General features: G+C 62.7%; 23 protein-coding genes. 12 read left to right on the forward strand and 11 right to left on the reverse strand.

Features of this window, described 5'->3' with window-relative positions; genetic code table 11:
- Positions 1–52 precede the first annotated feature (52 nt).
- From AC1D2G_RS23210 to AC1D2G_RS23230, 5 genes are all read left to right on the forward strand, one after another.
- Positions 53–2,128 (forward strand): prolyl oligopeptidase family serine peptidase, encoded by a 2,076-nt coding sequence (locus AC1D2G_RS23210; RefSeq protein ID WP_477416877.1) that lies wholly within the window; start codon positions 53–55, stop codon positions 2,126–2,128.
- 346 nt (positions 2,129–2,474) lie between these two features.
- Positions 2,475–3,854, forward strand: coding sequence for an aspartate aminotransferase family protein (locus tag AC1D2G_RS23215; RefSeq protein WP_477416879.1), 1,380 nt, complete (start codon positions 2,475–2,477; stop codon positions 3,852–3,854).
- A 136-nt stretch (positions 3,855–3,990) separates the two neighbouring features.
- Positions 3,991–4,356, forward strand: coding sequence for a hypothetical protein (locus tag AC1D2G_RS23220; RefSeq protein WP_095087418.1), 366 nt, complete (start codon positions 3,991–3,993; stop codon positions 4,354–4,356).
- Between the two features lie 90 nt (positions 4,357–4,446).
- On the forward strand, positions 4,447–4,716 hold the full coding sequence (locus tag AC1D2G_RS23225) for a hypothetical protein (protein ID WP_477416881.1): 270 nt from the start codon (positions 4,447–4,449) through the stop codon (positions 4,714–4,716).
- Positions 4,717–5,091, forward strand: a complete 375-nt coding sequence (locus AC1D2G_RS23230) for a cytochrome c oxidase assembly factor Coa1 family protein (RefSeq protein WP_477416883.1) — start codon at positions 4,717–4,719, stop codon at positions 5,089–5,091.
- Between the two features lie 282 nt (positions 5,092–5,373).
- Here the strand turns inward: AC1D2G_RS23230 and mmsB are convergent, their stop codons facing one another.
- On the reverse strand, positions 5,374–6,258 hold the full coding sequence (gene mmsB, locus AC1D2G_RS23235) for a 3-hydroxyisobutyrate dehydrogenase (protein WP_477416885.1): 885 nt from the start codon (positions 6,256–6,258) through the stop codon (positions 5,374–5,376).
- A 26-nt stretch (positions 6,259–6,284) separates the two neighbouring features.
- Complete coding sequence (locus AC1D2G_RS23240; RefSeq protein WP_477416887.1) at positions 6,285–7,451, reverse strand: isobutyryl-CoA dehydrogenase; 1,167 nt, start codon at positions 7,449–7,451, stop codon at positions 6,285–6,287.
- Between the two features lie 289 nt (positions 7,452–7,740).
- Here AC1D2G_RS23240 and AC1D2G_RS23245 point away from each other — a divergent pair, with 289 nt between their 5' ends.
- Positions 7,741–8,355 carry a dimethylsulfonioproprionate lyase family protein gene (locus tag AC1D2G_RS23245; RefSeq protein ID WP_477416889.1) on the forward strand — a complete coding sequence of 205 codons (615 nt, stop codon included), beginning with the start codon at positions 7,741–7,743 and terminating at the stop codon, positions 8,353–8,355.
- Complete coding sequence (locus tag AC1D2G_RS23250; protein ID WP_477416891.1) at positions 8,355–9,830, forward strand: cobyric acid synthase; 1,476 nt, start codon at positions 8,355–8,357, stop codon at positions 9,828–9,830. Before AC1D2G_RS23245 ends, AC1D2G_RS23250 begins: the two co-directional genes overlap by 1 nt.
- Positions 9,831–9,837: 7 nt before the next feature.
- Here the strand turns inward: AC1D2G_RS23250 and AC1D2G_RS23255 are convergent, their stop codons facing one another.
- The 4 genes from AC1D2G_RS23255 to AC1D2G_RS23270 form a co-directional block, all read right to left on the reverse strand.
- Positions 9,838–10,257 (reverse strand): VOC family protein, encoded by a 420-nt coding sequence (locus AC1D2G_RS23255; RefSeq protein ID WP_477416893.1) that lies wholly within the window; start codon positions 10,255–10,257, stop codon positions 9,838–9,840.
- 120 nt (positions 10,258–10,377) lie between these two features.
- Complete coding sequence (locus AC1D2G_RS23260) at positions 10,378–11,199, reverse strand: helix-turn-helix domain-containing protein (protein ID WP_477416895.1); 822 nt, start codon at positions 11,197–11,199, stop codon at positions 10,378–10,380.
- 103 nt (positions 11,200–11,302) lie between these two features.
- Positions 11,303–11,473, reverse strand: coding sequence for a hypothetical protein (locus tag AC1D2G_RS23265; protein ID WP_477416897.1), 171 nt, complete (start codon positions 11,471–11,473; stop codon positions 11,303–11,305).
- 53 nt (positions 11,474–11,526) lie between these two features.
- The gene (locus AC1D2G_RS23270; RefSeq protein WP_477416899.1) at positions 11,527–12,312 is read right to left on the reverse strand and encodes a TSUP family transporter; all 786 of its coding nucleotides are present in this window, start codon (positions 12,310–12,312) and stop codon (positions 11,527–11,529) included.
- Between the two features lie 151 nt (positions 12,313–12,463).
- Between AC1D2G_RS23270 and AC1D2G_RS23275 the strand changes: the two genes are divergently transcribed.
- Both AC1D2G_RS23275 and AC1D2G_RS23280 read left to right on the forward strand, forming a co-directional pair.
- Entirely contained in the window at positions 12,464–12,895 is a 432-nt protein-coding gene (locus AC1D2G_RS23275) for a TerB family tellurite resistance protein (RefSeq protein WP_095087434.1), read from the forward strand.
- Positions 12,896–12,939: 44 nt separating this feature from the next.
- Positions 12,940–13,425, forward strand: coding sequence for an NUDIX domain-containing protein (locus tag AC1D2G_RS23280; protein WP_477416901.1), 486 nt, complete (start codon positions 12,940–12,942; stop codon positions 13,423–13,425).
- A gap of 95 nt (positions 13,426–13,520) precedes the next feature.
- Here AC1D2G_RS23280 and AC1D2G_RS23285 read toward each other — a convergent pair whose 3' ends face one another.
- From AC1D2G_RS23285 to AC1D2G_RS23305, 5 genes are all read right to left on the reverse strand, one after another.
- Positions 13,521–15,143, reverse strand: a complete 1,623-nt coding sequence (locus AC1D2G_RS23285) for an ABC transporter ATP-binding protein (protein WP_477416903.1) — start codon at positions 15,141–15,143, stop codon at positions 13,521–13,523.
- Complete coding sequence (locus AC1D2G_RS23290) at positions 15,140–16,009, reverse strand: ABC transporter permease (RefSeq protein WP_477227513.1); 870 nt, start codon at positions 16,007–16,009, stop codon at positions 15,140–15,142. Before AC1D2G_RS23290 ends, AC1D2G_RS23285 begins: the two co-directional genes overlap by 4 nt.
- Positions 16,006–16,953 (reverse strand): ABC transporter permease, encoded by a 948-nt coding sequence (locus AC1D2G_RS23295; protein WP_477416905.1) that lies wholly within the window; start codon positions 16,951–16,953, stop codon positions 16,006–16,008. Before AC1D2G_RS23295 ends, AC1D2G_RS23290 begins: the two co-directional genes overlap by 4 nt.
- Positions 16,954–17,200: 247 nt before the next feature.
- On the reverse strand, positions 17,201–18,679 hold the full coding sequence (locus AC1D2G_RS23300; RefSeq protein ID WP_477416907.1) for an ABC transporter substrate-binding protein: 1,479 nt from the start codon (positions 18,677–18,679) through the stop codon (positions 17,201–17,203).
- A gap of 161 nt (positions 18,680–18,840) precedes the next feature.
- A complete protein-coding gene (locus AC1D2G_RS23305) occupies positions 18,841–20,121 on the reverse strand; it encodes an acetylornithine deacetylase/succinyl-diaminopimelate desuccinylase family protein (protein WP_477416909.1) in 1,281 nt (426 codons plus the stop codon).
- Here AC1D2G_RS23305 and AC1D2G_RS23310 point away from each other — a divergent pair.
- From AC1D2G_RS23310 to AC1D2G_RS23320, 3 genes are all read left to right on the forward strand, one after another.
- Positions 20,120–20,317, forward strand: coding sequence for a hypothetical protein (locus AC1D2G_RS23310; RefSeq protein WP_143748794.1), 198 nt, complete (start codon positions 20,120–20,122; stop codon positions 20,315–20,317). The genes AC1D2G_RS23305 and AC1D2G_RS23310 overlap by 2 nt on opposite strands.
- Positions 20,318–20,342: 25 nt before the next feature.
- A complete protein-coding gene (locus AC1D2G_RS23315) occupies positions 20,343–20,771 on the forward strand; it encodes a L,D-transpeptidase (RefSeq protein ID WP_095087450.1) in 429 nt (142 codons plus the stop codon).
- Between the two features lie 363 nt (positions 20,772–21,134).
- Positions 21,135–22,343: a carboxylate--amine ligase gene (locus AC1D2G_RS23320; protein WP_477416911.1), complete on the forward strand. Its 1,209-nt coding sequence runs from the start codon at positions 21,135–21,137 to the stop codon at positions 22,341–22,343.
- Positions 22,344–22,408 lie beyond the last annotated feature (65 nt).

Genomic DNA, 22,408 nt, shown 5'->3' on the forward strand with positions numbered 1-22,408 from the left:
TGGCATGACGATGTGTGCGACACCGAGCCTTGATGAGTTTACCGGAGACCCTATGACCAAGTCGACCACACAGACCCTGCCAAATTCCACCCCTTCGACCGAAGATCCCTTTCTCTGGCTGGAGGACAGGACAGCCAAGCAGTCGCTCGACTGGGTGCATGGTCAGAACGAGGTAACGGTCGGTGAACTGCAGGGCGATCCGTCCTATCAGGCGTCGTTCCAGACCGCGCTCGACCTGATGACGGCCGAGGACAATATCGCGGTCGGTGCCGCGATTGCCGGCCATGTCTACAATTTCTGGCAGGACAAGACCAATGTGCTCGGGCTGTGGCGCCGCACGACGGTGGCTTCCTACAAGACCGAGAAGCCCGACTGGGAAACGATCGTCGACTTCGACCAGCTAGCGGCCAAGGACGGAATCAAGTGGGTGTTCAGCGGCGCCAGCCGGCTCCATCCGGGCTTCAACCTCTGCCTTGTCTCGATGTCGCCGGATGGCGGTGACGCCAGCGAGATGCGCGAATTCGACATCGCGACCAAATCCTTTGTCGAGGGCGGCTTTCGCGCACCCGCTTCCAAGTCGGGCTTCAGCTGGCTGGACAAGGACACCGTCATCGTCTCGGCGGCTTTCGAGGAGGCGGACAAGACGCAATCTGGTTATCCGCGCGTGGTCAAGCTGTGGAAGCGCGGCACCAAACTGGAAGACGCGACACCGATCTTCGAGGGGCGGAAGGAGGATCTCGCGGTTGGCGCTGGCGTCGAGTTCGACGGCGACAGACGTTATCTGATCCTGGCCCAGACACTCGATTTCTTCGCCTCGCATATCTTCTTGCGGTTGCCTTCCGGCGAGAACAAACGTCTGCCGCTGCCTGACGACGTGACCGATACGGCGATCTTCAGGGACCAGCTCGTCTTCGGCGTGCGCAGCCCGTGGACGGCGCCGGATGGCACCTTGTGCAAGCCTGACGGCCTCTATTCGCTGGATTTGGCACACTGGGTAGAAACCGGCACGCTCGGCCTGGTGGAGACCTTGCTTGAGCCGGCATATCGCGTGTCGATTGCCGGCATTGCCCGCACGCAGGACCGCCTGTTCATCAATCTGATGGACAATGTGCGCGGCAAGGTTGTCGTCTGCGAGCGAAAGGATGGCGGCTGGTCGCAGAAGCCCGTGGCACTGCCCGAGAACGGCAATGTCGGCATCAGCCACGCCGAGCATTTCGGCTCCAGCGTTTCCTTCTCCTTCACCGACTTCCTGACGCCGAGTTCGATCATCTGGTCGGACGACGATGGCGAGACGCTCGCCACCGTGAAGTCGCAGCCGGCCCGCTTCGATGCGGCGCCGCTGATCTCGGAGCAGTTCGAGGCGCGCTCGAAGGACGGCACAATGATCCCGTACTTCGTCGTCCGGCGGCGCGACCACAAGGGTCCGGTGCCGACGCTGCTTTATGGCTATGGTGGTTTCGAAGTCCCGCTTCTGCCAAGCTACGCCGGCGTGCGCGGCAGGCTGTGGCTGGAAAGGGGCAATGCCTATGTCCAAGCCTGCATTCGCGGCGGTGGCGAGTTCGGTCCGGCCTGGCATCAGGCGGCGCTCAAGGGCAACCGCCAGAACGCCTTCGACGATTTTGCCGCGGTCGCGCAGGACGTCGTCAAGCGCGGGATTGCCACGGCGGCTTCGCTCGGCATCCAGGGCGGCTCGAACGGCGGCTTGCTGACCGGCGTTTCCTTGACGCAGCATCCCGAGCTTTTCGGTGCCGTCATCATCGAGGTGCCGCTGCTCGACATGCTGCGCTACACCGAATTGCCGCCCGGTGCCTCGTGGATGGCCGAATATGGCGATCCGTCGAAACCGGAAGATGCGAAGTGGCTTTCGGCCTATTCGCCCTACCAGCATGTCGCGGCCGATGCCGCCTATCCTCCGGTGCTGCTGACCACCTCGACCGCTGACGACCGCGTCCATCCCGGTCATGCGCGCAAGATGGCGGCCCGCCTGCAGGAAGCCGGCCACACCCGGACGCTGTTCTTCGAGGAGACCGAGGGCGGACATGGCGGCCGCGGCGACCGCCGGCCGCAGGCGGCGCAGACGGCGATGAAATATGTGTTCCTACAAAGGGCGCTGAGCGGCAACGCATGAGCCGGAGTCCCGGCGCTGCAAACGCAAAGGGTGGTTCGCCTCGACCGCCCTTTGCTCGCTCTTTGTTTTGACTCAATCCCTGGGGGAAAGCGCTACGCGCTTTTCCCGGGAAACCGCTTCACACTTTTCCCGGAATTGCTCTAAGGTGCCGTCCATGGCTCTCGTCAGGACATTGGCTCCCTTATTTGGGGCTCGCGCATTCCGGGTCGCGGTGACACCGTCACCGCGCACGCTGCGCGCCGAGCTTTTGCGGCTGTGCGCCCGCATCGGTTATTCACCACCTGCTTGCCTCTGACGCATTCGCTCCCGGCACGGCCGGATAGAATCCAGAGGAAAGATCAGATCAATGACCTATCAGAATTATTCGCTGAAGCAGCTTCAGCAGATCGACGCCGCGCACCATCTCCACCCGTTCACCGACCATAAGGAATTGCGCGAAGCGGGTTCGCGCATCATCACCCATGCCAACGGGCCGTTCATCTACGATACCGAGGGGACTGAGATCCTCGACGGCATGGCCGGGCTGTGGTGCGTCAACATCGGCTATGGCCGCGACGAACTGGCCGAGGCCGCCTACGCGCAGATGAAGGAGCTGCCCTACTACAACTCCTTCTTCAAATGCTCGACGCCGACGCCGGTGCTGTTGTCCAAGAAGCTGGCGGAAATCGCGCCGAAGCACGTCAACCAGGTGTTCTACGGCTCGTCCGGTTCGGAAGCCAACGACACGGCTCTGCGCCTTGTCCGCCACTACTGGGTGCTGGAAGGCAAGCCGGAGAAGAACCGCATCATCTCGCGCAAGATGGCTTATCACGGCTCGACCGTCGCCGGCACCTCGCTTGGCGGCATGGATGCCATGCACAAGCAGCTCGGCGGCGCGGTGCCCAACATCGTCCATGTGATGATGCCTTATGCCTATGAACTGGCACTGCCGGGCGAGAGCGATCATGATTTCGGCCTGCGGGCGGCCAAGGCCGTCGAGGATGCGATCCTCGAAGCCGGTGCCGACAAGGTTGCGGCCTTCATCGGCGAGCCGGTGATGGGGGCAGGCGGCGTGAAGATACCGCCGGTCAGCTACTGGCCGGAAGTGCAGCGCATCTGCCGCAAATACGATGTCCTGCTGATGCTGGACGAGGTCATCACCGGCTACGGCCGCACCGGTGAATGGTTCGCATCACAAACGCTCGGCATCGAGCCGGACACCATCACCACGGCCAAGGCACTGACCTCGGGCTACCAGCCGCTGTCGGCATTGCTGGTCGGCGACCGCATCGCCGCGACACTGGTCGGGAAGGGCGGCGAGTTCAATCACGGCTATACCTATTCCGGTCATCCGGTGGCGTGTGCCGTGGCGCTGAAGAACCTTGAGATCATCGAGCGGGAAGGGCTGGTCGATCGCGTCAGGAACGATACCGGGCCGTATTTCGCCAAGGCGTTGCAGGAGCGCATTGCCGGGCATGATCTGGTCGGCGAGGTGCGCTCGATCGGGCTGATGGGCGCGATCGAAATCGTCAAGGACAAGGCCACCAAGGAGCGGTTCCTGCCGTCGGGAAGTGCGGCGGTGACCGTGCGCGACCATGCGATCGCGCACGGCATGATGCTGCGCGCCACCGGCGACACGATGATCCTGTCGCCGCCGCTGATCTGGACCCGTGACACGATCGACATGGCTTGCGAGCGCATCTCCAAGGCGCTGGACCTGGCGCAGGCGGATCTGCGCAAGCGATAGGGATCGATACCTCGACCGGGCGTTCTCGATGGGAATGCCCGGCTTCGAGAAACATTTCGTTGGGGAACGAATTTCACCCTCAGCGCTTAGTGTGCGGGTCAGCAGCCGACGTGGCTGCGACAAGGGGACTGTTTCCATGAAAAAGACCGGCAAGAGCCGACGGCTGCAAGATGCAGCCAGCATCGGCGGTGACCTGATGCTGGCGCCGATGGTGGCGCTGATGCGGCTGCCGTTGATGGCGCTGGATGCCGGGAGCGGGAAGCCATGGGGCACGGAGACGGCGCGCGCGGTGAACGAGAAGACCGTGGCGATGGCCGAAGGGGCGTTTGCGGCGCAAATGTCCTTCCTGCAGTCGGCATCGCGGTTCTGGCCGGAAATCCTTGCCGGCCGCACGCCGTCGTTGTTCAACGGCGTCGCGGCGGAACGGTCGATCAGCGCCGCGCTGAAACCGGCAAGCCGTACGGTGAAGGCGAATTTTCGCCGGCTTTCCAACAAGGCCTGACAAAGAAAGGCCGCTCGGGAAAAACCGATTCCCGTTTTTCGAGGTCATACGCTAGAACCCATCAAGCACATCTGCCGATGGGGGAACATCATGGCCGGACAGCCGCTCAACCAGCCCGCCGAAATTCCGGCCGAACTTGACCGCTGGAACTGGGGCGCCTTCTTCCTCAACTGGATCTGGGGTATCGGCAACAGCACCTTCATCGCGCTGCTGGCACTGATCCCTGTCGTCAACATCGTCATGATCATCGTACTGGGTGCGCGCGGCAGCCGCTGGGCCTGGCAGAACCGCGCCTGGCGCGACGCGGAACAGTTCCGCAAGACGCAACGCAACTGGGCGATCGCCGGCCTTGTCATCTGAGTGGTCAGCATCGGCGGCTGTGCGGCGATGGTCGGCGGTATTCCTTACGTGCTGAAAGGCAGCGATGCCTATCACATGACCATGGACAAGCTTCGCGCCGACGACCGCGTCAAGGCCGCCCTCGGTGATGACCTGACCGAGAGTTTCTGGGTCGGTGGCCATCTCAATGTCAACGCGAATGGGGCGGGCGATGCCCAGTTCAGCATTCCGGTCCATGGCGCCAAGGGCAAGGGCACCGCCTTCTCGACCGCTGTCCGGACAGCAGGCACGTGGAGCCTGCGCCTGCTGGTCGTCAGGGTCGAGGGAGCCGATGCACCGATCGTACTGATCAATGAAGATCATGTCGCGATCGCGAATGCGGCAATCGGTATATAAAACAGGCTGCACTGATGAAACCGGGCGGAAATGCAAAAACCGCGCTCCATCGGGAACGCGGCTTTGCCAGATACGCATGGCGTTTCGCTACGCAAACACTTGGCGAAACTTACGGGCTCCGGTACGCGAGACCTGATCCGGAGCGCCGGGCGGATGCGATATGTCCGCCTCGCATTCCGTTTTACAGAAACATCGTTACCGGGGGGTTATCGAGAGCTTAAGCAAACCTAAATTTGACCGGTTTCTCTCAAGATACGCAAAAAACCCAGTTATATTAGGAGTTTATGGATTGGCTCCGCGCAGAAAATTAATGATTCCGGAAAAATCGGCGCCTGCATGCCCCTGGGCGTTGAACAGCGCATAGAGCTGAGCCGCCTCAGCACCAAGCGGGGTCACCGCGCCGGATCCTTGTGCTGCCTCCTGCGCCAGCTTCAGGTCCTTCAGCATCAGAGCGGCGGCAAAGCCCGGCTTGTAGTCGCGGTTGGCGGGCGAGGTCGGCACAGGGCCGGGCACCGGGCAGTAGGTGGTCAGCGACCAGCACTGGCCGGACGAAGTCGAGGCGACGTCGAATAGCGCCTGGTGCGAGAGGCCGAGCTTTTCCGCCAGCACGAAGGCCTCGGCGACGCCGATCATCGAAATGCCGAGGATCATGTTGTTGCAGATCTTGGCGGCCTGTCCTGCGCCGTCGCCGCCGCAATGGACGACACGCCCGGCCATCGGCTTCAGGATCGGCTCGGCGGCGGCGAAGGCATTGTCGGAGCCACCGGCCATGAAGGTCAGCGTGCCGGCCGCCGCACCGCCGGTGCCGCCTGAGACCGGTGCGTCGATGGACAGCAGGCCGTGCTTGGTGGCGACGGCATGCGCCTTGCGGGCCGATTCGACATCGATGGTCGAGGAATCAATGAACAGCGCTCCCTTTTTGGCCTTGGGAGCAATGTCTTCATAGACCGACAGCACATGCTTGCCGGCCGGCAGCATGGTGATCACCACATCGGCGTCCTTCACCGCGGCCGGTGCATTGGCCATGATGATGACGCCATGCTCGCGGGCGACCTTCAGATTCTCCGGCATCAAGTCGAAGCCATGCACGGCATGCCCGGCCTTGACCAGATTGGCCGCCATTGGATTGCCCATGTTGCCGAGGCCGATGAAGGCGATCGTCGTCATTGTCTGTCTCCCAGGTTCTTCTGGCGTCAGCGTCCGATCAAGGCTCGCGCGATGATGACGCGCATGATCTCGTTGGTGCCTTCGAGGATCTGGTGGACGCGCAGGTCCCGCACCAGCTTCTCGATGCCGTAATCGTGCAGGTAGCCGTAGCCGCCGAGCAGCTGCAGCGCGTCGTTGGCCACGGTGAAGCCGGTGTCGGTGACGAAGCGCTTGGCCATCGCCGACCATTTGCCGGCGTCCGGCGCCTTGCGGTCGAGCTTTGAGGCGGCGGCGTAGAGGAAGATGCGCGCCGCCTGCAGTTCGGTCTCCATATCGGCCAGCCTGAACTGCAGCGCCTGGAACTGGTTGATCCTGGAGCCGAACGCCTTGCGCTCGGCGGCGTAGGACAGCGCCTTGTCGAGCGCCGATTGCGCGCCGCCCAGCGAACAGGCGGCGATGTTCAGCCGGCCGCCGTCGAGCCCGGCCATGGCGATGCCGAAGCCGGCGCCTTCGCCCGACAAAAGGTTTTCCGCCGGCACCTTGCAGTCCTCGAAGATGACCTGGCGGGTCGACTGCATATGCCAGCCCATCTTGTGCTCGTTGGCGCCGAAGGATAGGCCGGGCGCGTCTTTGGGGACGACGATGGTGGAAATGCCTTTCGGCCCATCGGCGCCGGTGCGCACCATGACGGCGTAGATATCGCTGTCGCCGGCGCCCGAGATGAACTGCTTGGTGCCGTTGAGGACATAGTCGCCGCCGCTTTTCACCGCGCGCGTCTTCAGCGCCGCGGCATCCGACCCGGAGCCCGGTTCGGTCAGGCAGTAGCTCGCCAGCCATTCCATCGTAGTGAGCTTCGGCAGGAATCGCTGGCGTTGCTCCTCATTGCCGAAACGGTCGATCATCGAGGCGACCATGTTGTGGATCGAGATGAAGGACGAAAAGGCCGGATCGGCGTGCGAGAGCGCCTCGAAGATCAGCACAGCGTCGAGCCGGCCGAGCGCGGAGCCGCCGACATCGTCTCGGACATAGATGCCGCCGAGGCCCAGCGGCCCAGTCTCGCGGATCACGTCGGCGGGGAAGTGTTTCCTGCGGTCCCAATCGAGTGCGTTCGGCGCGACGCGGTCGGCGGCGAAGGCCTGCGCCATCTCCTGGATGGCGCGCTGTTCCTCGTTGAGTTCGAACTGGCTGGTGCTCGCATCGACCGCGGCGTCCATGGCGTGCTCCCTATGTGCTGGCCAGCTAAGATATGTTGATACTCAGGTGATGCCGGCCTGCAAACGTCGGTTTCCTGCACTTCCGGTGCTCACGTACCTTAAGTACGCTCCGCTCCGGTTCTCGAAAACCGCCGTTTTCGGCTCGGCCTGACCTGAATCTCAACACATCTTAAGCTCGCTGGCCTGTTGTTTTTGGCTTTGCGCGCGCACCAATCTAGACCAATGATGCCGCCGCGCAACCCGACCTCCCGCGGAGCGGCTGTGCATCAATGCATGTTCGGAGCGAGACGTGGCGACAAAATTCGATGAAGTGCTGGAACGGTTCCACGCCTATCTCGCTTCCGTGGACGACGCCCTGGTGCGCGACGTCGTGGCGGGGATCGCCTGGGACATGCCAGCCCGCGCGCTGGAGCCGCATCCGCTTGGCTGCCTGCGCCACCTCGATCGCGCCGCCGAACTGGCGCCGCCCGATGCCAAGCCGCTGGTGCGATTGCTTGCGGAACGTCGGAATGATCTCCGCTGGGGGCAGACCTATAGCAAGGCGGATTTCGGTGAGGCATTCATCGACAATTACGGCTGGCTCGAAGTGTTCGGCACCCGTGGCCACTTCGCCAATGACCAGGTTGCGGCCGGCCTGCTGATTCTTGGCCCCGATATCGTCTATCCCGACCATCATCATGTTGCCGAGGAGATCTACATCCCGCTGACCGGCGGCACTGAGTGGCGGATGGGTGAGAGCGGGTTTCGCCGGCGCGCGGCCGGCGAGGTCGTCCACCACGCTTCCAACGTCAACCACGCCATGCGCACCGGCATAGTGCCATTGCTGGCGCTCTACATCTGGCGCGGCGGGCCACTGGCTGCAAAATCCACGATCACCGGAACCGTGGCGCAGGGCAGGGGCTGATGGCCAAGGCGATCATGCTGCAAGGCACGGGTTCGGATGTCGGCAAGACGGTGCTGGTCGCCGGCCTTTGCCGGGCAGCAAAAAAGCGTGGGCTGAAGGTGAGGCCCTTCAAGCCGCAGAACATGTCGAACAACGCTGCGGTCGCCGACATTCCCGGCGACAACAAGGCCAGCGGCGGCGAGATCGGCCGCGCGCAATGGCTGCAGGCGATCGCCTGCGGTGTGGCGCCGTCGGTCCACATGAACCCGGTGCTGCTCAAGCCGCAGACCGATGTCGGCGCGCAGGTCATCGTGCAGGGCAAGGTGTTTGGCGAAGCGCGGGCGCGCGACTATCAAGCACTGAAGGGCCAACTGATGGACGCCGTGCTGGACTCCTGGAACAAGGTCGGCGAGGGCGCCGACCTGGTCATCGTAGAGGGTGCCGGTTCGCCGGCCGAGATCAACCTGCGCAGCCGCGACATTGCCAATATGGGCTTTGCGACCCGCGCCGACGTGCCGGTGGTGCTGGTCGGCGATATCGATCGCGGCGGCGTCATTGCATCGGTGGTCGGCACGCATCTGATCCTGCCGGAAGAGGACCGGCGCATGATCGTCGGCTACCTCATCAACAAGTTTCGCGGCGACGTCTCGCTGTTCGACGATGGCATAAGGTCGATCGAGAAATTTACCGGCTGGCGGTGTTTTGGCGTGGTGCCGTGGCTGAAGGCGGCAGCGCGGCTGCCTTCGGAGGATTCGGTGGTGCTAGAACGGCTGGCGTCCGGCGAGACGCGCGCGCTGAAGGTGGTCGTGCCGATGCTTGGCCGCATCGCCAATTTCGACGATCTCGATCCGCTCAAGGCCGAACCGCAGGTCGAGGTGGTGTTCGTGCCGCCCGGAAAGCCTTTGCCGGCCGATGCCGGGCTGGTGGTCATTCCCGGCTCCAAGTCGACGATCGGCGATCTCTTGAAATTCCGCGAGAACGGCTGGGACCGGGACCTTCTTGCCCACTGCCAGCGGGGCGGCCATGTCGTTGGCATTTGCGGCGGCTTCCAGATGCTTGGCCGCTCGGTGCACGACCCGGACGGCATCGAAGGCAGCGTAACCGAAGCCGAAGGGCTTGGCCTGCTCGACGTCGAGACGGTGATGGAACCGGAGAAGACGGTGCGCAATGTCAGTGCCCGCTCGGTACAATTCGATCTGCCGCTCGAGGGCTACGAGATCCACCTTGGCCACACCACGGGTCCGGACACCATGCGACCGTCGGCGATCATCAATGGTGTCGAGGATGGCGCTATCTCCGCCGACGGCAAGGTGATCGGCACCTATATGCATGGCCTGTTCGGCGCCGACGGCTTTCGCGGGAAATTCCTTGAAAGCCTCGGCATCAAGGGTGGCGGCATCGATTATCGGGCCGAAGTCGAGCGGGCGCTGGACGAGGTCGCAGCCGAGTTGGAAAGCCACCTCAACTGCGACGCAATTTTCGCGCTGGCGCGCTAGACCTTGCCTATGCCTTGTCGCCAGCCTTCGGCCAGTAGGTCCCGAACGACCAGACACTGCCTTCGGGATCGCGGCAGATGAACTCGCGGCTGCCATAGTCGCGGTTGGTCAATTCCTGGATGATCGTGGCACCGGCCTTCCTGGCTTTGGCATAGGCGGCATCGGCATCGTCGACGGCAATGTAGATCGACTTGCCGCCGCCTGGGCCGGGCTCGCCGACCATCTTGCCGTAGTCGTCGTCGCGCACCGTGCCCAGCATGATCATCGACGAGCCGAAAACCAGTTCGGCATGGTGCACGACATCGCCTTCGCCATAGCGAGCACGGACGCTGAAGCCGAAGGCTTCGCACAGCCAGTCGATCATTTTTGCCGCGTTCTTGTAGCGCAGGGCAGGGTAGAGGCGCGGCGCTTCCGTGGTGGTGGGCATGGGAACTCCTTCACTTGGGTTGGTCGATGAACCTTGATTGTGCATGCCCAAAAACGCTGCGCACTTTTGGGCGACATGCATCACTCTGGTCGAAGGCCGTTCCAGCGTCTTGAAGAAATGTTACCTGGCAAGTGCGGTCGGCGTCTCGCCGGCAAGGTCGCGGAATTCGCGTACCAGATGCGCCTGGTCGGCATAGCCGCAATCGGCGGCGATATCCGCCCAGTCGACGGTCTGCTGCCTTGACAGGCCGAGCGCCCGGTTGAAGCGCACGATGCGCGACAGCGTCTTGGGGCCGATACCGATCGCATCGGAAAAGCCGCTGGCGAGATGCTTGCGGCTCCGGCCCAGCTTTTCGGCAAGCACCGAAATGCGGGTCCGGCCGCCAGAGGTGATGATGCGGTCATAGGCCCAAGCGATTTCGAGCGGGGTTTCGGCGGCATTCTCGAGACGGGCTGCGACGAAGGCTTCGGCGATGTCGAAACGCGCCGCCCAGTCCGGCGCGTTGCCAAGCCGCTCGCGCAGCGCCATGCCTTCGCCGCCAAGCACGTCGTCGAGCACGACCATGCTGTCGGTCAGTTCGCTCATCGGCTGTCGGAAAAACCGGCGTGCGCCGAGCGGCGTGAAGTTGACCTGGACGCAGCAGGCGCCGCCGAAGGATTCAATCACCACCGGTCCGGCAAAAAGGCCGGCGGCGAAACTGGCGAAATTGTCACCCGGCGCCTTGCCGAGGCCGATGGCGAAGGGTTCGGCAAAGCTGATCACCAGCGGCACGGTCAGCGATGCGTATTCGACATTGTGGAAATGGCCAGCAGCCGTTTCGCGATAGCCGCAGATGTCGGTGACGATGCCTTCAAGTGCAGGACTGGGCAGGCGCCGGCGCATCTCGAACCGCCCGGCAATGGAGCGGTCCTGTTCCTTCCGGTGCTGCATCTCGACTGGCATCGGCCATCCTTCCGCCGAGGCAAATCTAGCAGACCATTGGCCAGAATCAAAAGCGCCCGGCTTTTGGCCGGGCGCTCCAGGTCCCCACTTGAAGGGAAACTGGTCAGGCGCCGCGCATCAAGCAGCCGCCGGCAAGCACGATGAAGGCAATAAGAACAATCCACACCGATGCGAGTGGAATGAACGCAAGAACGCTAAGCGCGGCAAGAACACCGATGATGGCGATAACAACTGCAATGATGAAAACAATTTGGGTGGGTGCGCTAAGATTCATGTCTGGCTCCTCGCAACATGATTCGAACAGCGGCATTCTATCAGGGCGGGTGTTCACACACCAATCATGACACGCAGCGGGTTCGCCGGGTCGGCCAAGAGCTTCACGGCCAGCGCAAGGCAGACGACCACCAGCAGCGGCTTGATCAGTCTTGCACCGATGCGCATGGCCAGGCTGGCGCCGACGCGAGCGCCGAGGAATTGGGCAACGCCCATCATCAAACCGATCTTCCAGTAGACGACGCCGACCGCGGCGAAGACGATGAAGCCGCCGATGTTGGAGGCGAAATTGAGCAGCTTGGTATGCGCGGTCGCCTTGAGCACGCCGTAACCGGCGAGTGCTACGAAGGCCAGCATGTAGAAAGAGCCGGCGCCGGGTCCAAACAGGCCGTCGTAGAAGCCGATTGCGGGCGCGACAGTCAACCCGAACAGGAACGGTGACAGCCGCTCGGCACGGTCGACATCACCCATGTTGGGTTTTATGGCGAAATACAATGCGATGGCGATCAGCAGAAGCGGCAGCGAGGCGCGTAGAATATCGCCCGGCACAATCGTTGCCAGCAAGGCACCGGCAGTGCCGCCGGCAAGCGCCAGCAAGGCTGACGGCAGCTGTCGTCGCAGGTCGACATGGCCATTCGCGGCATAATGCATTGTGGCCGAGCCAGAGCCGAACATGCCTTGCAGTTTGTTGGTTCCAAGCGTTTCGATCGGTGAGAAACCGGCGAGAAGCAGTGCGGGAATGGTGATCAATCCGCCGCCGCCGGCGATCGAGTCGACAAAGCCCGCGGCAAAGCCGGCGAACGCCAGCATGGCGACGGTCTGGGTGGTGAGGTCGATCATCTGAAGTGTGGAAATGTCCGGTGGGCTGAGATATAGGGCGTTCGACCACGACGGCCCTGTTTGCGCAAGGCCGATTCCGCGCTACCTCTATTCAAGCGCGTCGCGCTTGGGTGAAATCATGCGACGCATCTGAATCGGAAAGGGGCTCCTGATGGCATTCGCATTGCTGGACCAGATACGCTCGATCTTCGACGGCGACCCGGGTGTGCGCAAGGTGGCGGACGATCCGGTCTTGTCGGCGGAACTCTTGATGCTGTTCCGCATGATCCTGGCCGACGGGTCGGTCAGCGAGAGCGAGATGGTTGCCTTCCGACGCATCTGCAAGGACGCCTTCGGCATTGCCGAAACCAGCATCGACAGCGTCATCGAATATCTCAACGAGTTCGGCTACGAGACCAACGGCTCGCAGGCCATCGCGCTGTTCCGCGATCTAGACCTCGAGCGGCGCAAGCAACTGGCCCGCCATATGGCCGAGATCGCCAAGGCGGATTCGCAGCTGGCCGAGAGCGAGGTGCGGCTGCTCCGCCGCACCCTCGACCTGCTTGACATCAGTCCGGTCGACGTGGTCAAGCCGGAAGGCTGAGGCGCTGGTCGCGCAACGGTTTCGCTAACGCAGGGGGCGTTTGAATGGCCTTTGCCGACAGCTATCTGGGACAATTGCGGGCGTTGATCGGGGATCGTCTGGTGCTCATGCCGGGCGCTCGCATCGTCATCGAACGCGCCGACGGCAGCATCCTGTTGCAGAAACGAACTGATTTTGGCTTGTGGGGCCTGCTTGGCGGCAATGCCGAGGAAGGCGAGGGCCTGGAGACCGTGGTGGTCCGGGAGGTACTCGAGGAAACCGGGTTGATCGTCAGCGATGTCGAGCCGTTCGGGTTCGGCTGTGACCCGCACTATGAAACCTTCCAGTTTCCGAATGGCGATCGCGCCCAGTTTTTCGCGCTGATGTTCTACACGCGCTCCTTTGAAGGCGAGCCAGCCGTCGCCGATGACGAGAGCAGTGCCGTCGGCTGGTTCGCGCCCGACGACTTGCCCGAAATGCTGCCCAATATGGCCCGCAGCATCGAGGCCTATCTCCGGTTCAAGACCACCGGAATATTCCAGATGATCTGAGAGGCTATTTGGAAATTCTTCTCTGGCGGCCATCTAACGGCGTTTTCTGCGCTTCCGGGCTCACGGACCCGGAATATTCCAGATGATCTGATGGGCTAACCCTGTTCCTGCATCCGCCGAGCGATTGCCCGCTGCAGGTTCGGGGCAGCAGTGACCAGCGCCTTGGCCGCCTCGGATTGCGGGTGATCCAGCACCTCGTTCGTCTTGCCGCGCTCGACGATCTTGCCGTCATGCATGACCAGCACCTCGTCCGTGATGGCACGGGCGACGGACAGGTCGTGTGTGATGAAGAGATAGGCGATGCCGAGTTTTTGGTTGAGCTCGGCGAACAAATCCAGGATCTGGGCGCGGATCGAGACATCGAGCGCCGAGACCGGCTCGTCGGCGACGACCAGCTTGGGGCGGGTGATGATGGCGCGGGCGATCGAAAGGCGCTGGCGCTGGCCGCCGGAAAACTCATGCGGATATTTGTCCATGTCGCGCTGGTCGAGGCCGACTTCATGCAGCGCATGCGCCACCATTTCGTGGCGCTCGGCGCGCGTGGGCTTCTTGTCCAGAACATGCAGGGGTTCGGCGACCAGTTTTTCAACCTTCTGGCGCGGGTCGAAGGAGCCGTAAGGATCCTGGAAGACAACCTGCATGTCACGCCGGGCCGGCTTCAGTTCCGCTTCGCTCTTGCCGGTGATGGACTCGCCGCGAAACCGGATCGTGCCCGAGCTTGGTCGGTCGAGCGCCAGGATCATGCGGGCGAGCGTTGACTTGCCACAGCCGGAGCGACCAACCAGCGCCACCGATTGGCCCGGCGCCATCGACAGGGATACATCGTCCACGGCACGGATATCAGGCGCACGCCTGAACAGCGAGGTGCGCGGGCCGGGATAGTCGCGCGTCACGCCCTCGACCTGAAGCAAGAGTTGGCTCGATCCGACGCCATGCGGCCTCGCCCGCGCCGGCACATGCATCGAGGCCTGCGCCAGTTGGCGCGTGTAGGGGTGGAGCTGTTCGGACAGCGTGCGCGCCGTGTCGCCGGCCTCCATCACCTCGCCGTGGCGCAGGATGGTGATGCGGTCGGCCATCTCGGTCACCACCGCAAGATCGTGCGAGATCAACAGCAAGCCCATGCGGCTCTCCGCGACGAGGTCGCGCAGGAGGTCGAGGATCTGGGCCTGCAGAACAACGTCGAGCGCCGTCGTCGGCTCATCGGCAATCAGCAGCTTCGGTTTCAACGCACAGGCGATGGCGATGACGACGCGCTGGCGCTGGCCGCCGGACAGTTCGTGTGGATAGCGCGAGAGAGGGAATTTTGCCGAGGGCAGGCCGACGCGGTCGAGCATTTTTCGCGCACGCTCCTCGGCCTCGGCGCGGCTTGCCCTGGTGTGCCAGCGTATGCCCTCGGCGACCTGTTCGCCGATCGTCTTGACCGGATTGAGCGCCGTCATCGGCTCCTGGAACACCATGCCGATGTCGTCACCGCGCAGCGCGCACATCTGGTCCTCGGTTGCCGCGAGGATGTCGATGCCGTCGAACGAGACGCGCCCGGTGGCGCGCGCGGCATGAGGCAGAAGCTGCATCACCGCCAGCGCCGTCATCGACTTGCCCGAACCGGATTCACCGACCAGTCCCATGACCTCGCCGGGCGCAACGGAAAGCTCCATGCCTCTGAGGATCGGCGTGTCGCCTATGGTCAGCGACAGGTTCTCGACCTCGAGCAGGCTCATCGCTGCCGCCGCGATTTCGGGTCGAGGATGTCGGCGATGCCATCGCCCAGAAGGTTGAGCCCAAGCACGGTGACGACGATCGCCATGCCGGGAAAGATTGCCATCCACGGCGCCACCACCATGCGGGTCTGCGCGTCGAACAGCATGCGGCCCCAGCTCGGCATTGGCGGTTGGGCGCCCAGGCCCAGATAGGAAAGCCCAGCTTCGGCCAGGATGCCCAGCGCGAACTGGATGGTGCCTTGCACCAGAAGCAGCGTGGCAATGTTGGGCAGCACATGTTCGATGCTGATCTGCGTGCTGCTCTTGCCGGCGGCGCGCGCGGCAAGGATGAACTCGCGCGGCCAGATCGCCAGCGCGCCGGCCCTGGCGACACGGGCAAACACCGGAATGTTGAAGATGCCGATGGCGATGATGGCGTTGACGGCGCCCGGTCCGAAGATGGCGGTGATCATGATGGCCGACAGCAAGGCGGGGAAGGCGAAGACGAGATCGTTCAGCCGCATCAGCGCCTCGTCGACGAGGCCGCCGCGCGCCGCGGCAAAGGCGCCGAGCGGCACGCCGACACCCATGCCGATGCCGACCGCGACCAACGCCACGGCAATCGAATTGCGGGCGCCGACCATGACCATCGACAGGATGTCGCGGCCGAAATGGTCGGTGCCGAACCAGTGCGCCAGGGAGGGGGCTTGCGTCTTGTCTGATATCACCAGTTTCGTCACATCATAGGGTGTCCAGACGTAGGAGACGATCGCCATCGTCAGGATCAGCAGGGTGATGACGAAGCCGGCAACGAAAGCGGTGTTCCTGAACGCCTTGGCCAGGATGCTGCCGAACGTCTCCTCGGGGATGTCGATGTGCAGCGTCATTGCCTGCTCCTCAGGCGCGGATCGACGACTGCATAAGAAAGATCGACAAGGAGGTTGACGGCAATGACGGCGGCGACCAGCAACATGACGACGCTTTCGACGACGATCAGGTCGCGCTGGGTGATCGCCTGGAACACCAGCCGGCCGAGGCCGGGCAGATAAAAGACATTCTCGATGATGATGGTGCCGGCAAGCAGGAAAGCGAACTGCAGGCCAAGAATGGTCAGTACCGGGATCATGGCGTTGCGCAGCGCGTGCCGCCACAGCACAGCGCGAAAAGGCAGGCCCTTGGCGCGGGCAGTGCGGATATAGTCCTCGTTCAGCACCTCGATCAGCGCCGAGCGGGTGACGCGCGCCAGGATGGCGGCTTGCGGCAAGGCAAGCGCCACTGCCGGCAGCAGCAGCGATTTCAGCGCCGGCCAGGGGCCGGCGCTCCAGCCGGGAAAGCCGCCGGCCGGAACCAGCCGCAGCCAGACGGCGAAGACATAGATCAGCATCAGCGCGAACCAGAAATTGGGGACAGCGACGCCAAGCTGAGCGGCGCCCATCGCCACCGTATCGCCGGCCCGTCCGCGCCGGCTGGCGGAAAACAGGCCGACCGGAATTGCGATGATGGTGGAGAGCGCCAGCGCAATCAGCGCCAGCGGCAGGGAGACAGCCAGCCGCTCGCGCACGAGATCGATGACCGGCACCGAATAGGTGTATGAGCGGCCGAAATCGAGACTGAGCAGGCCGCCGGCCCAATGCAGGTAGCGCCAAGGCAGCGGCGCGTTGAGCCCCATCTGGTTGCGCAACAACTCGACCTGGTCGGCGCTGGCGTTCATGCCCAGCATCAGCCGCGCCGGGTCGCCGGGCAGGATCTCCAGCACGGCGAAAACCACTATGGAGGCCAGCACCAGCGTGGTGACGGCGATGGCGAGGCGCTTGAGGAGATAGGGCGTCATGGGGCCGCTGCGTTGCCGAGGGCAGACAACAAGTGACGATAGCGTTCTGCGACGCCCCCCTCTGTCCTGCCGGACATCTCTCCCTCAAGGGGGGAGATCGGCAATTTCAGCGCAGGCGCTACAACGGCTTCATTGATGAATGGCGAAAGCGCTGACAAGAGCGAAGTATCCCCCCTTGAGGGGGAGATGCCCGGCAGGGCAGAGGGGGGCGCGAAGGAGCGCAAGCGGCGCCTTTTGGCCAACAGCCTTACTCGCTCCACTTCACCTTGGTCAGGTCATTGGCCTGGATCGGTGCGTTTTCCCACAGTCCTTGCAGCTTGGCATCCCAGACGCCGACCTTGGGCAGTTCGAAGAGGAAGCCGACCACGGCATCATCGGCCAGGATCTTCTGCGCCTGTCTGAGCAGTTCCTTGCGCTTGGCCTCGTCAGAGGTGAGGTTGAGGTCGGCAATCACCTTGTCGAAGGCGGGGTTGTCGTAGTTGAAGTAATAGTCCTTGCGCGAATAGATATCGATGTCGTTGGGCTCGGTGTGCGAGACGATGGTCAGGTCGTAATCCTTCTTGGTGAACACCTGATCCAGCCATTGCGCCCATTCGACCGGGATGATCTCGAGATCGATACCGACGTCGCGAAGTTCCGAGGCGATGATCTCGCCGCCTAGCCGCGCGTAAGAGGGAGGCGGCAATTTCAACGTCGCCTTGAAGCCGTTCTCCAGTCCCGCTTCCTTCAGCAGTTCCTTGGCCTTGGCGACATCATGCGGATAGCGGCCGGTGAGGTCGACATAGTCCTTGTTGGCCGGTGACATGTGCGAGCCGATCGGCTGGCCGAGGCCGGCCGAGGCGCCGTCGATGATCGCCTTGCGGTCGAGCGCAAAGGAGATCGCTTGTCTCACCTGTAATTTGTCGAAAGGCGGCTTCTTGTTGTTGATCGACAGGAGGGTTTCGCCTTCGGTCGCGCCGATCACCACCTTGAAGCGTGGGTCGTCCTTGACCTGGGCGACGCTGTCGGCATCGAAGAACGGGAAAGCCTGGATGTCGCCAGACAGCAGCGCCGGTACGTAGGCCGCCGCATCCGGCACGATGCGGAACTCGGCCTTGTCGAGAGACACCGGCGTGCCCCAGTAATTGTCCGACTTGACCAGCGTGATCGACGACCCCTTGGCCCAGCTCTGGAATTTGAACGGGCCGGTGCCGATCGGCTTCTCCTTGTTGGTGTCGGCCGATTCAGGCGCCACGATCACCGCGTCGCCCCAGCCCATATTGTAGAGGAAGGACCCTTGCGGGTTCTTCAATGTCACCTTGACCGTTGCCGGGTCGACGACATCGACCTTGTCGATCGCTGCGAACAGACCCTTCTGCGCATTGACCGAATTGTCGGCCCGGGCGCGGTCGAGCGAGAACTTAACATCACTGGCGTCGAAATCGGTGCCGTCGTGGAATTTGACGCCGGTGTGCAGCTTGAAGGTGTAGACCTTGCCGTCATCGGAAATGGTCCAGCTTTCGGCCAAATCCGGCAGCACCTCGCCATTCGGCCCGATGCGGGTCAGGCCCTCGAACACATTGGCGTAGAGAACCTCGTCGATGGCTGCGGCAGCACCGGCGGTCGGATCGAGATGCGGCGGTTCGAGCGGGATGCCGATGACGAGGTCGGTTCGCGCGGCGAATGCCGACGTGCCAGTGGCCAGCGACAGCACCGCTGCGGCCAGGATGGTTTTCCACAATCTCATCGTGCAACTCCCCATGCGTTTTCAGACACGTGCTCAAACCCGGGCGATAGAAGCGTGATTTGGCCACGGAGTAAATTGCGTTTCGTTCTGCCCGGCAGGATGGCTGGGAATGTTTTTGCCGTGACAGCCCTGTCGGCTGGTCGAAGCTTGTTGCGATGCGACTATCCCGTGGCTGTGCCGCGCAGCAGCACGTTGAGCCCGATCGCCATCACCTTGGCCGCTTCCACCATGTCCGATATCCCGACCCATTCGTCCGGCCGGTGGGCGAGGTCTAGAATGCCCGGACCGTAGGCGATGCAATCATAGATATGGCCGATGCGGGCAATGTGCTTCTGGTCGTAGGTGCCGGGCGAGATGACATAGTCCGGTTCGCGGTCGAAGATCGCCATGATGCCTTGCGCCACCGCCTTGACCACGGGCGCGTCGCGCTCCGTCATCAGCGGCAGCACTTCCATCAAGTCGCGGATCTCATAGTCGAATTTTTTCCGCTCGCGCTTCAGCCGGTCGAGAATGCCGGTCACTTCACCTTTGACCGTGTCGAGGTCCTCCTCGAGCAGGAAGCGGCGGTCGATGGTCAGCCGGCAGGAATCGGGCACGTTGGGCGAAGGCAGGCCGGGCCGGAAATCCTCGGTCTGGCCACCGTGGATGGAGTTGATGTTCATGGTCGAGCGCTTGGCGCCTTCGGGCACCACCGGCATGCGCGTCGTCTTGCGATCGAGCGCGGGGAATAGTTCATCCTCGAAGGCCTGCAGGACGGCGCCCATATGGCGCACCGCATTGTCGCCGAGAAACGGCATCGAGCCGTGCGCGATCTCGCCCTTGGTCTCGATCTCCGCCCACCAGACGCCGCGATGACCAAGGCAGATGCGGTCCTTGTTCAGTGGTTCGGGGATGATGACGTGGTCGACCCTGGGTTTCGAGAAATAGCCGAGCCTGGCCAGATGGGCGACGCCGCCGAAGCCGCCGGATTCCTCGTCGACAGTGCCCGATATTTCGATGGCGCCTGGAAAGTCGGGAAACACCTCCATGAAGGCTTCCGCTGCAATGACCGAGGCGGCAAGGCCACCCTTCATGTCGCAGGCACCACGGCCGTAGACCTTGCCGTCGCGGACCACGCCGGCAAAGGGATCGACGCTCCATCCGTCGCCGGCTTCGACAACGTCGATATGCGAGTTGAAGTGGACGCAGGCGCCCGGCGACCGTCCGTCGAACCGTGCAACGACATTGACACGCGGGTAGCGATCGGTGTCGCCGGGTGTGCCCTCGGCACGGATGAATTCGGTCTCGAAACCACTCTTCTTCAGTCGCGCACCGAGATATTCGGCGCATGGCCGATAGGCCTCGCCGGGTGGGTTGATGGTCGGAAATCGGATCAGGTCGGCGGTCAGCGCGACGACATCGTCGCGCCGGTCATCGATCGCCTTGAGGAGTCGCTCGTTCATGCGACGAGTTGAGCAGCGATATCAGCGGTTTTGCAAGCCCGACGGTGAACAGACCGGTGCGGCGTGTCGTTGCGGCAACTATCGCGCGAAATCGTTCAAATTCGCTGCTTTGGATTGGCGAATTGGTCAAGGAGTGTGTGCTATCGCATCACTCGCCATTAAAAAGATGAAAAACAACGTGATGGCAGGCAAGTAAGGGGCAATCAAAGGGGTTTGATCGCATGAAAAAGACTGTTCTCATGGCAGCCGTGTTTGTCGCGATGCTGTTCGGTGCCGCGGGGCAAGGCTGGGCGGCCAGCCTCGTTGCAAACATAGACGTGTCGTCGCAGACGATGACGGTCAGATACGGCTTTTCGGTTTACCGGTGGAGCGTGTCCACCGCGCGATCCGGCTATTTCACGCCGCGCGGCACCTATCGGCCGCAACGCACGGCCCGGATGTGGTATTCGCGCAAATACCATATGTCGCCAATGCCTTATTCCGTGTTCTTCCATGGCGGCTATGCCATCCATGGAACTGGCGCCGTCAGGCAACTCGGCAGGCCGGCATCGCATGGCTGCGTGCGGCTGCACACGGCCAACGCCGCGACCTTCTATTCGATGGTGCGGGAAGTGGGTTTCGGCAACACGCGGATCGTCGTGACGAACTAGGGCCGTCAGTCGGGCATCGTCCGCGGCGCAGTCTTGTCTTATGTTAGCCGGTTCAACGTCGGTGGATTGCTGAACCGGTCTAACTGTTTGTTGGCACTTTCTTGTGAATTGCTTTGGCTGTCGACGCCAGTGGCAAGTCGGAACGCATAACAATCCTGGCATGGTCACTGCCGACTGCCGGGGCCTCTTTCTAAAGCGGCGCCAATTTTCATTACCATGTGGAAAGCATTGGTATGAGACGTTCCGCCGGTGGTGGCAGCACCTGGGCGACCAGCTTCTATATGAGATGTCCTTACTTTTTGCAGGCCGGTCAATCGGTAACCAGAAGTCTCGCCACTGCGCACCGATTGTCGGATTTGACGGATGCTCTCCCAGCCAGAAATGGACGATCGTGTTTCCAGTCGGCCCGCCGGGGTGGTCATTCTTGGTGGGGCGCACGGGACGCTGGCGCTGGCCAGGAGCCTTGGCGCGCAGAAAGTGCCGGTCTGGCTGATAAGCGCCGACACGCCTCTGCCCCGCTTTTCGCGTTACGCTCATCGGCAGATGACGTGGCCCGGCCCCGAGGATGACGGCGCCGTTGCCTTCCTGCTCGACCTGGCTGCGACCCAGGGATTGGGCGGCTTTCTTCTGGTTGCTGGCGGCGACCCTGAAGTTCGCCTGGTGTCGCAAGCCATTGAGCAACTGTCCGATATATTCGACGTGGTGCTGCCACCATGGCAGCAGCTGAAATGGGTTTGTGAGAAGCCGCTTCTGTATCGCCGTGCCCGTGAACTGGCGCTCGCCATTCCGCTGACCTACGAGTTGACTTCGGTTGAGCAGGCAGGGGCGGCCGAGCTTCGCTTTCCCGTCATCCTGAAGCCGAACATGGGCGGGCGCAGCCGTTTCGCCCGTGCAAAGGCCATTCTCGCCAACGACCAGGCGTCGTTCCTGTCCGCCTACAAATGGGCCGCCGAAGAGATTGGTTTTGAGAATGTCGTCGTCCAGGAAATGATAGCGGGAGGAGGAGAAAACCAGTTTTCCTACGCGGCGCTTTGGAACCGGGGCGCGCCGGTGGCCGAGTTCACTGCCCGCCGCAGCCGGCAATATCCGGTCGATTTTGGCTATACCAGCACGTTCGTGGAGGTCGTCGACGAGCCGCAACTGATCGACGCCGCGCGCCGGCTTCTTGGATCGATCGGCCACCACGGACTGGTGGAGGTCGAATTCAAGCGCGACCCCCGCGATGGCTCGTTGAAGATACTCGATGTCAATCCGCGACCCTGGACATGGTTTGGGCTTGCCGCTGCCGCGGGCGTCGATCTCGGCGCCATGCTTTGGGCGATCAGATCGGGCCGCGAGGTCGGGGCGGTCTCGGCGCGGCCGAATACATCCTGGATGTACCTGGTTCGGGATATAGTGGCCGTCAGCAAGTTGATCTCAAGTGGCCGGCTGACAAGGCGGGCCTATTTGCGCTCGTTCGGCTCGGTGCGGGCATGGGCGACATTCACGGCAAGCGACCCGATGCCGGGCCTGATCGACATACCCTTGACCATGTGGAGAGTGCTGACGAGGCGAATACTTCGTAGGCGGTGAAAACAATTAACCGACAACGCCAGGTCATCTGCCGGACAGGCGGTAGAATGCGGTTCATTTCCGCA

The sequence above is a fragment of the Mesorhizobium sp. P2_C7 genome (genome assembly GCF_056404515.1).

Bases quoted from the DNA above. Each gene is read 5' to 3' on its own strand.
- AC1D2G_RS23255 (WP_477416893.1), bottom strand. From the start codon at position 10,257: ATGCCCACCACCACGGAAGCGCCGCGCCTCTACCCTGCCCTGCGCTAC.
- AC1D2G_RS23265 (WP_477416897.1), bottom strand. From the start codon at position 11,473: ATGAATCTTAGCGCACCCACCCAAATTGTTTTCATCATTGCAGTTGTT.
- AC1D2G_RS23280 (WP_477416901.1), top strand. From the start codon at position 12,940: ATGGCCTTTGCCGACAGCTATCTGGGACAATTGCGGGCGTTGATCGGG.
- AC1D2G_RS23310 (WP_143748794.1), top strand. From the start codon at position 20,120: ATGCGACGAGTTGAGCAGCGATATCAGCGGTTTTGCAAGCCCGACGGT.
- AC1D2G_RS23305 (WP_477416909.1), bottom strand. From the start codon at position 20,121: ATGAACGAGCGACTCCTCAAGGCGATCGATGACCGGCGCGACGATGTC.
- AC1D2G_RS23315 (WP_095087450.1), top strand. From the start codon at position 20,343: ATGAAAAAGACTGTTCTCATGGCAGCCGTGTTTGTCGCGATGCTGTTC.
- AC1D2G_RS23275 (WP_095087434.1), top strand. From the start codon at position 12,464: ATGGCATTCGCATTGCTGGACCAGATACGCTCGATCTTCGACGGCGAC.
- AC1D2G_RS23225 (WP_477416881.1), top strand. From the start codon at position 4,447: ATGGCCGGACAGCCGCTCAACCAGCCCGCCGAAATTCCGGCCGAACTT.
- mmsB (WP_477416885.1), bottom strand. From the start codon at position 6,258: ATGACGACGATCGCCTTCATCGGCCTCGGCAACATGGGCAATCCAATG.
- AC1D2G_RS23320 (WP_477416911.1), top strand. From the start codon at position 21,135: ATGCTCTCCCAGCCAGAAATGGACGATCGTGTTTCCAGTCGGCCCGCC.
- AC1D2G_RS23250 (WP_477416891.1), top strand. From the start codon at position 8,355: ATGGCCAAGGCGATCATGCTGCAAGGCACGGGTTCGGATGTCGGCAAG.
- AC1D2G_RS23285 (WP_477416903.1), bottom strand. From the start codon at position 15,143: ATGAGCCTGCTCGAGGTCGAGAACCTGTCGCTGACCATAGGCGACACG.
- AC1D2G_RS23210 (WP_477416877.1), top strand. From the start codon at position 53: ATGACCAAGTCGACCACACAGACCCTGCCAAATTCCACCCCTTCGACC.
- AC1D2G_RS23215 (WP_477416879.1), top strand. From the start codon at position 2,475: ATGACCTATCAGAATTATTCGCTGAAGCAGCTTCAGCAGATCGACGCC.
- AC1D2G_RS23240 (WP_477416887.1), bottom strand. From the start codon at position 7,451: ATGGACGCCGCGGTCGATGCGAGCACCAGCCAGTTCGAACTCAACGAG.
- AC1D2G_RS23260 (WP_477416895.1), bottom strand. From the start codon at position 11,199: ATGCCAGTCGAGATGCAGCACCGGAAGGAACAGGACCGCTCCATTGCC.
- AC1D2G_RS23295 (WP_477416905.1), bottom strand. From the start codon at position 16,953: ATGACGCCCTATCTCCTCAAGCGCCTCGCCATCGCCGTCACCACGCTG.
- AC1D2G_RS23220 (WP_095087418.1), top strand. From the start codon at position 3,991: ATGAAAAAGACCGGCAAGAGCCGACGGCTGCAAGATGCAGCCAGCATC.
- AC1D2G_RS23290 (WP_477227513.1), bottom strand. From the start codon at position 16,009: ATGACGCTGCACATCGACATCCCCGAGGAGACGTTCGGCAGCATCCTG.
- AC1D2G_RS23270 (WP_477416899.1), bottom strand. From the start codon at position 12,312: ATGATCGACCTCACCACCCAGACCGTCGCCATGCTGGCGTTCGCCGGC.
- AC1D2G_RS23300 (WP_477416907.1), bottom strand. From the start codon at position 18,679: ATGAGATTGTGGAAAACCATCCTGGCCGCAGCGGTGCTGTCGCTGGCC.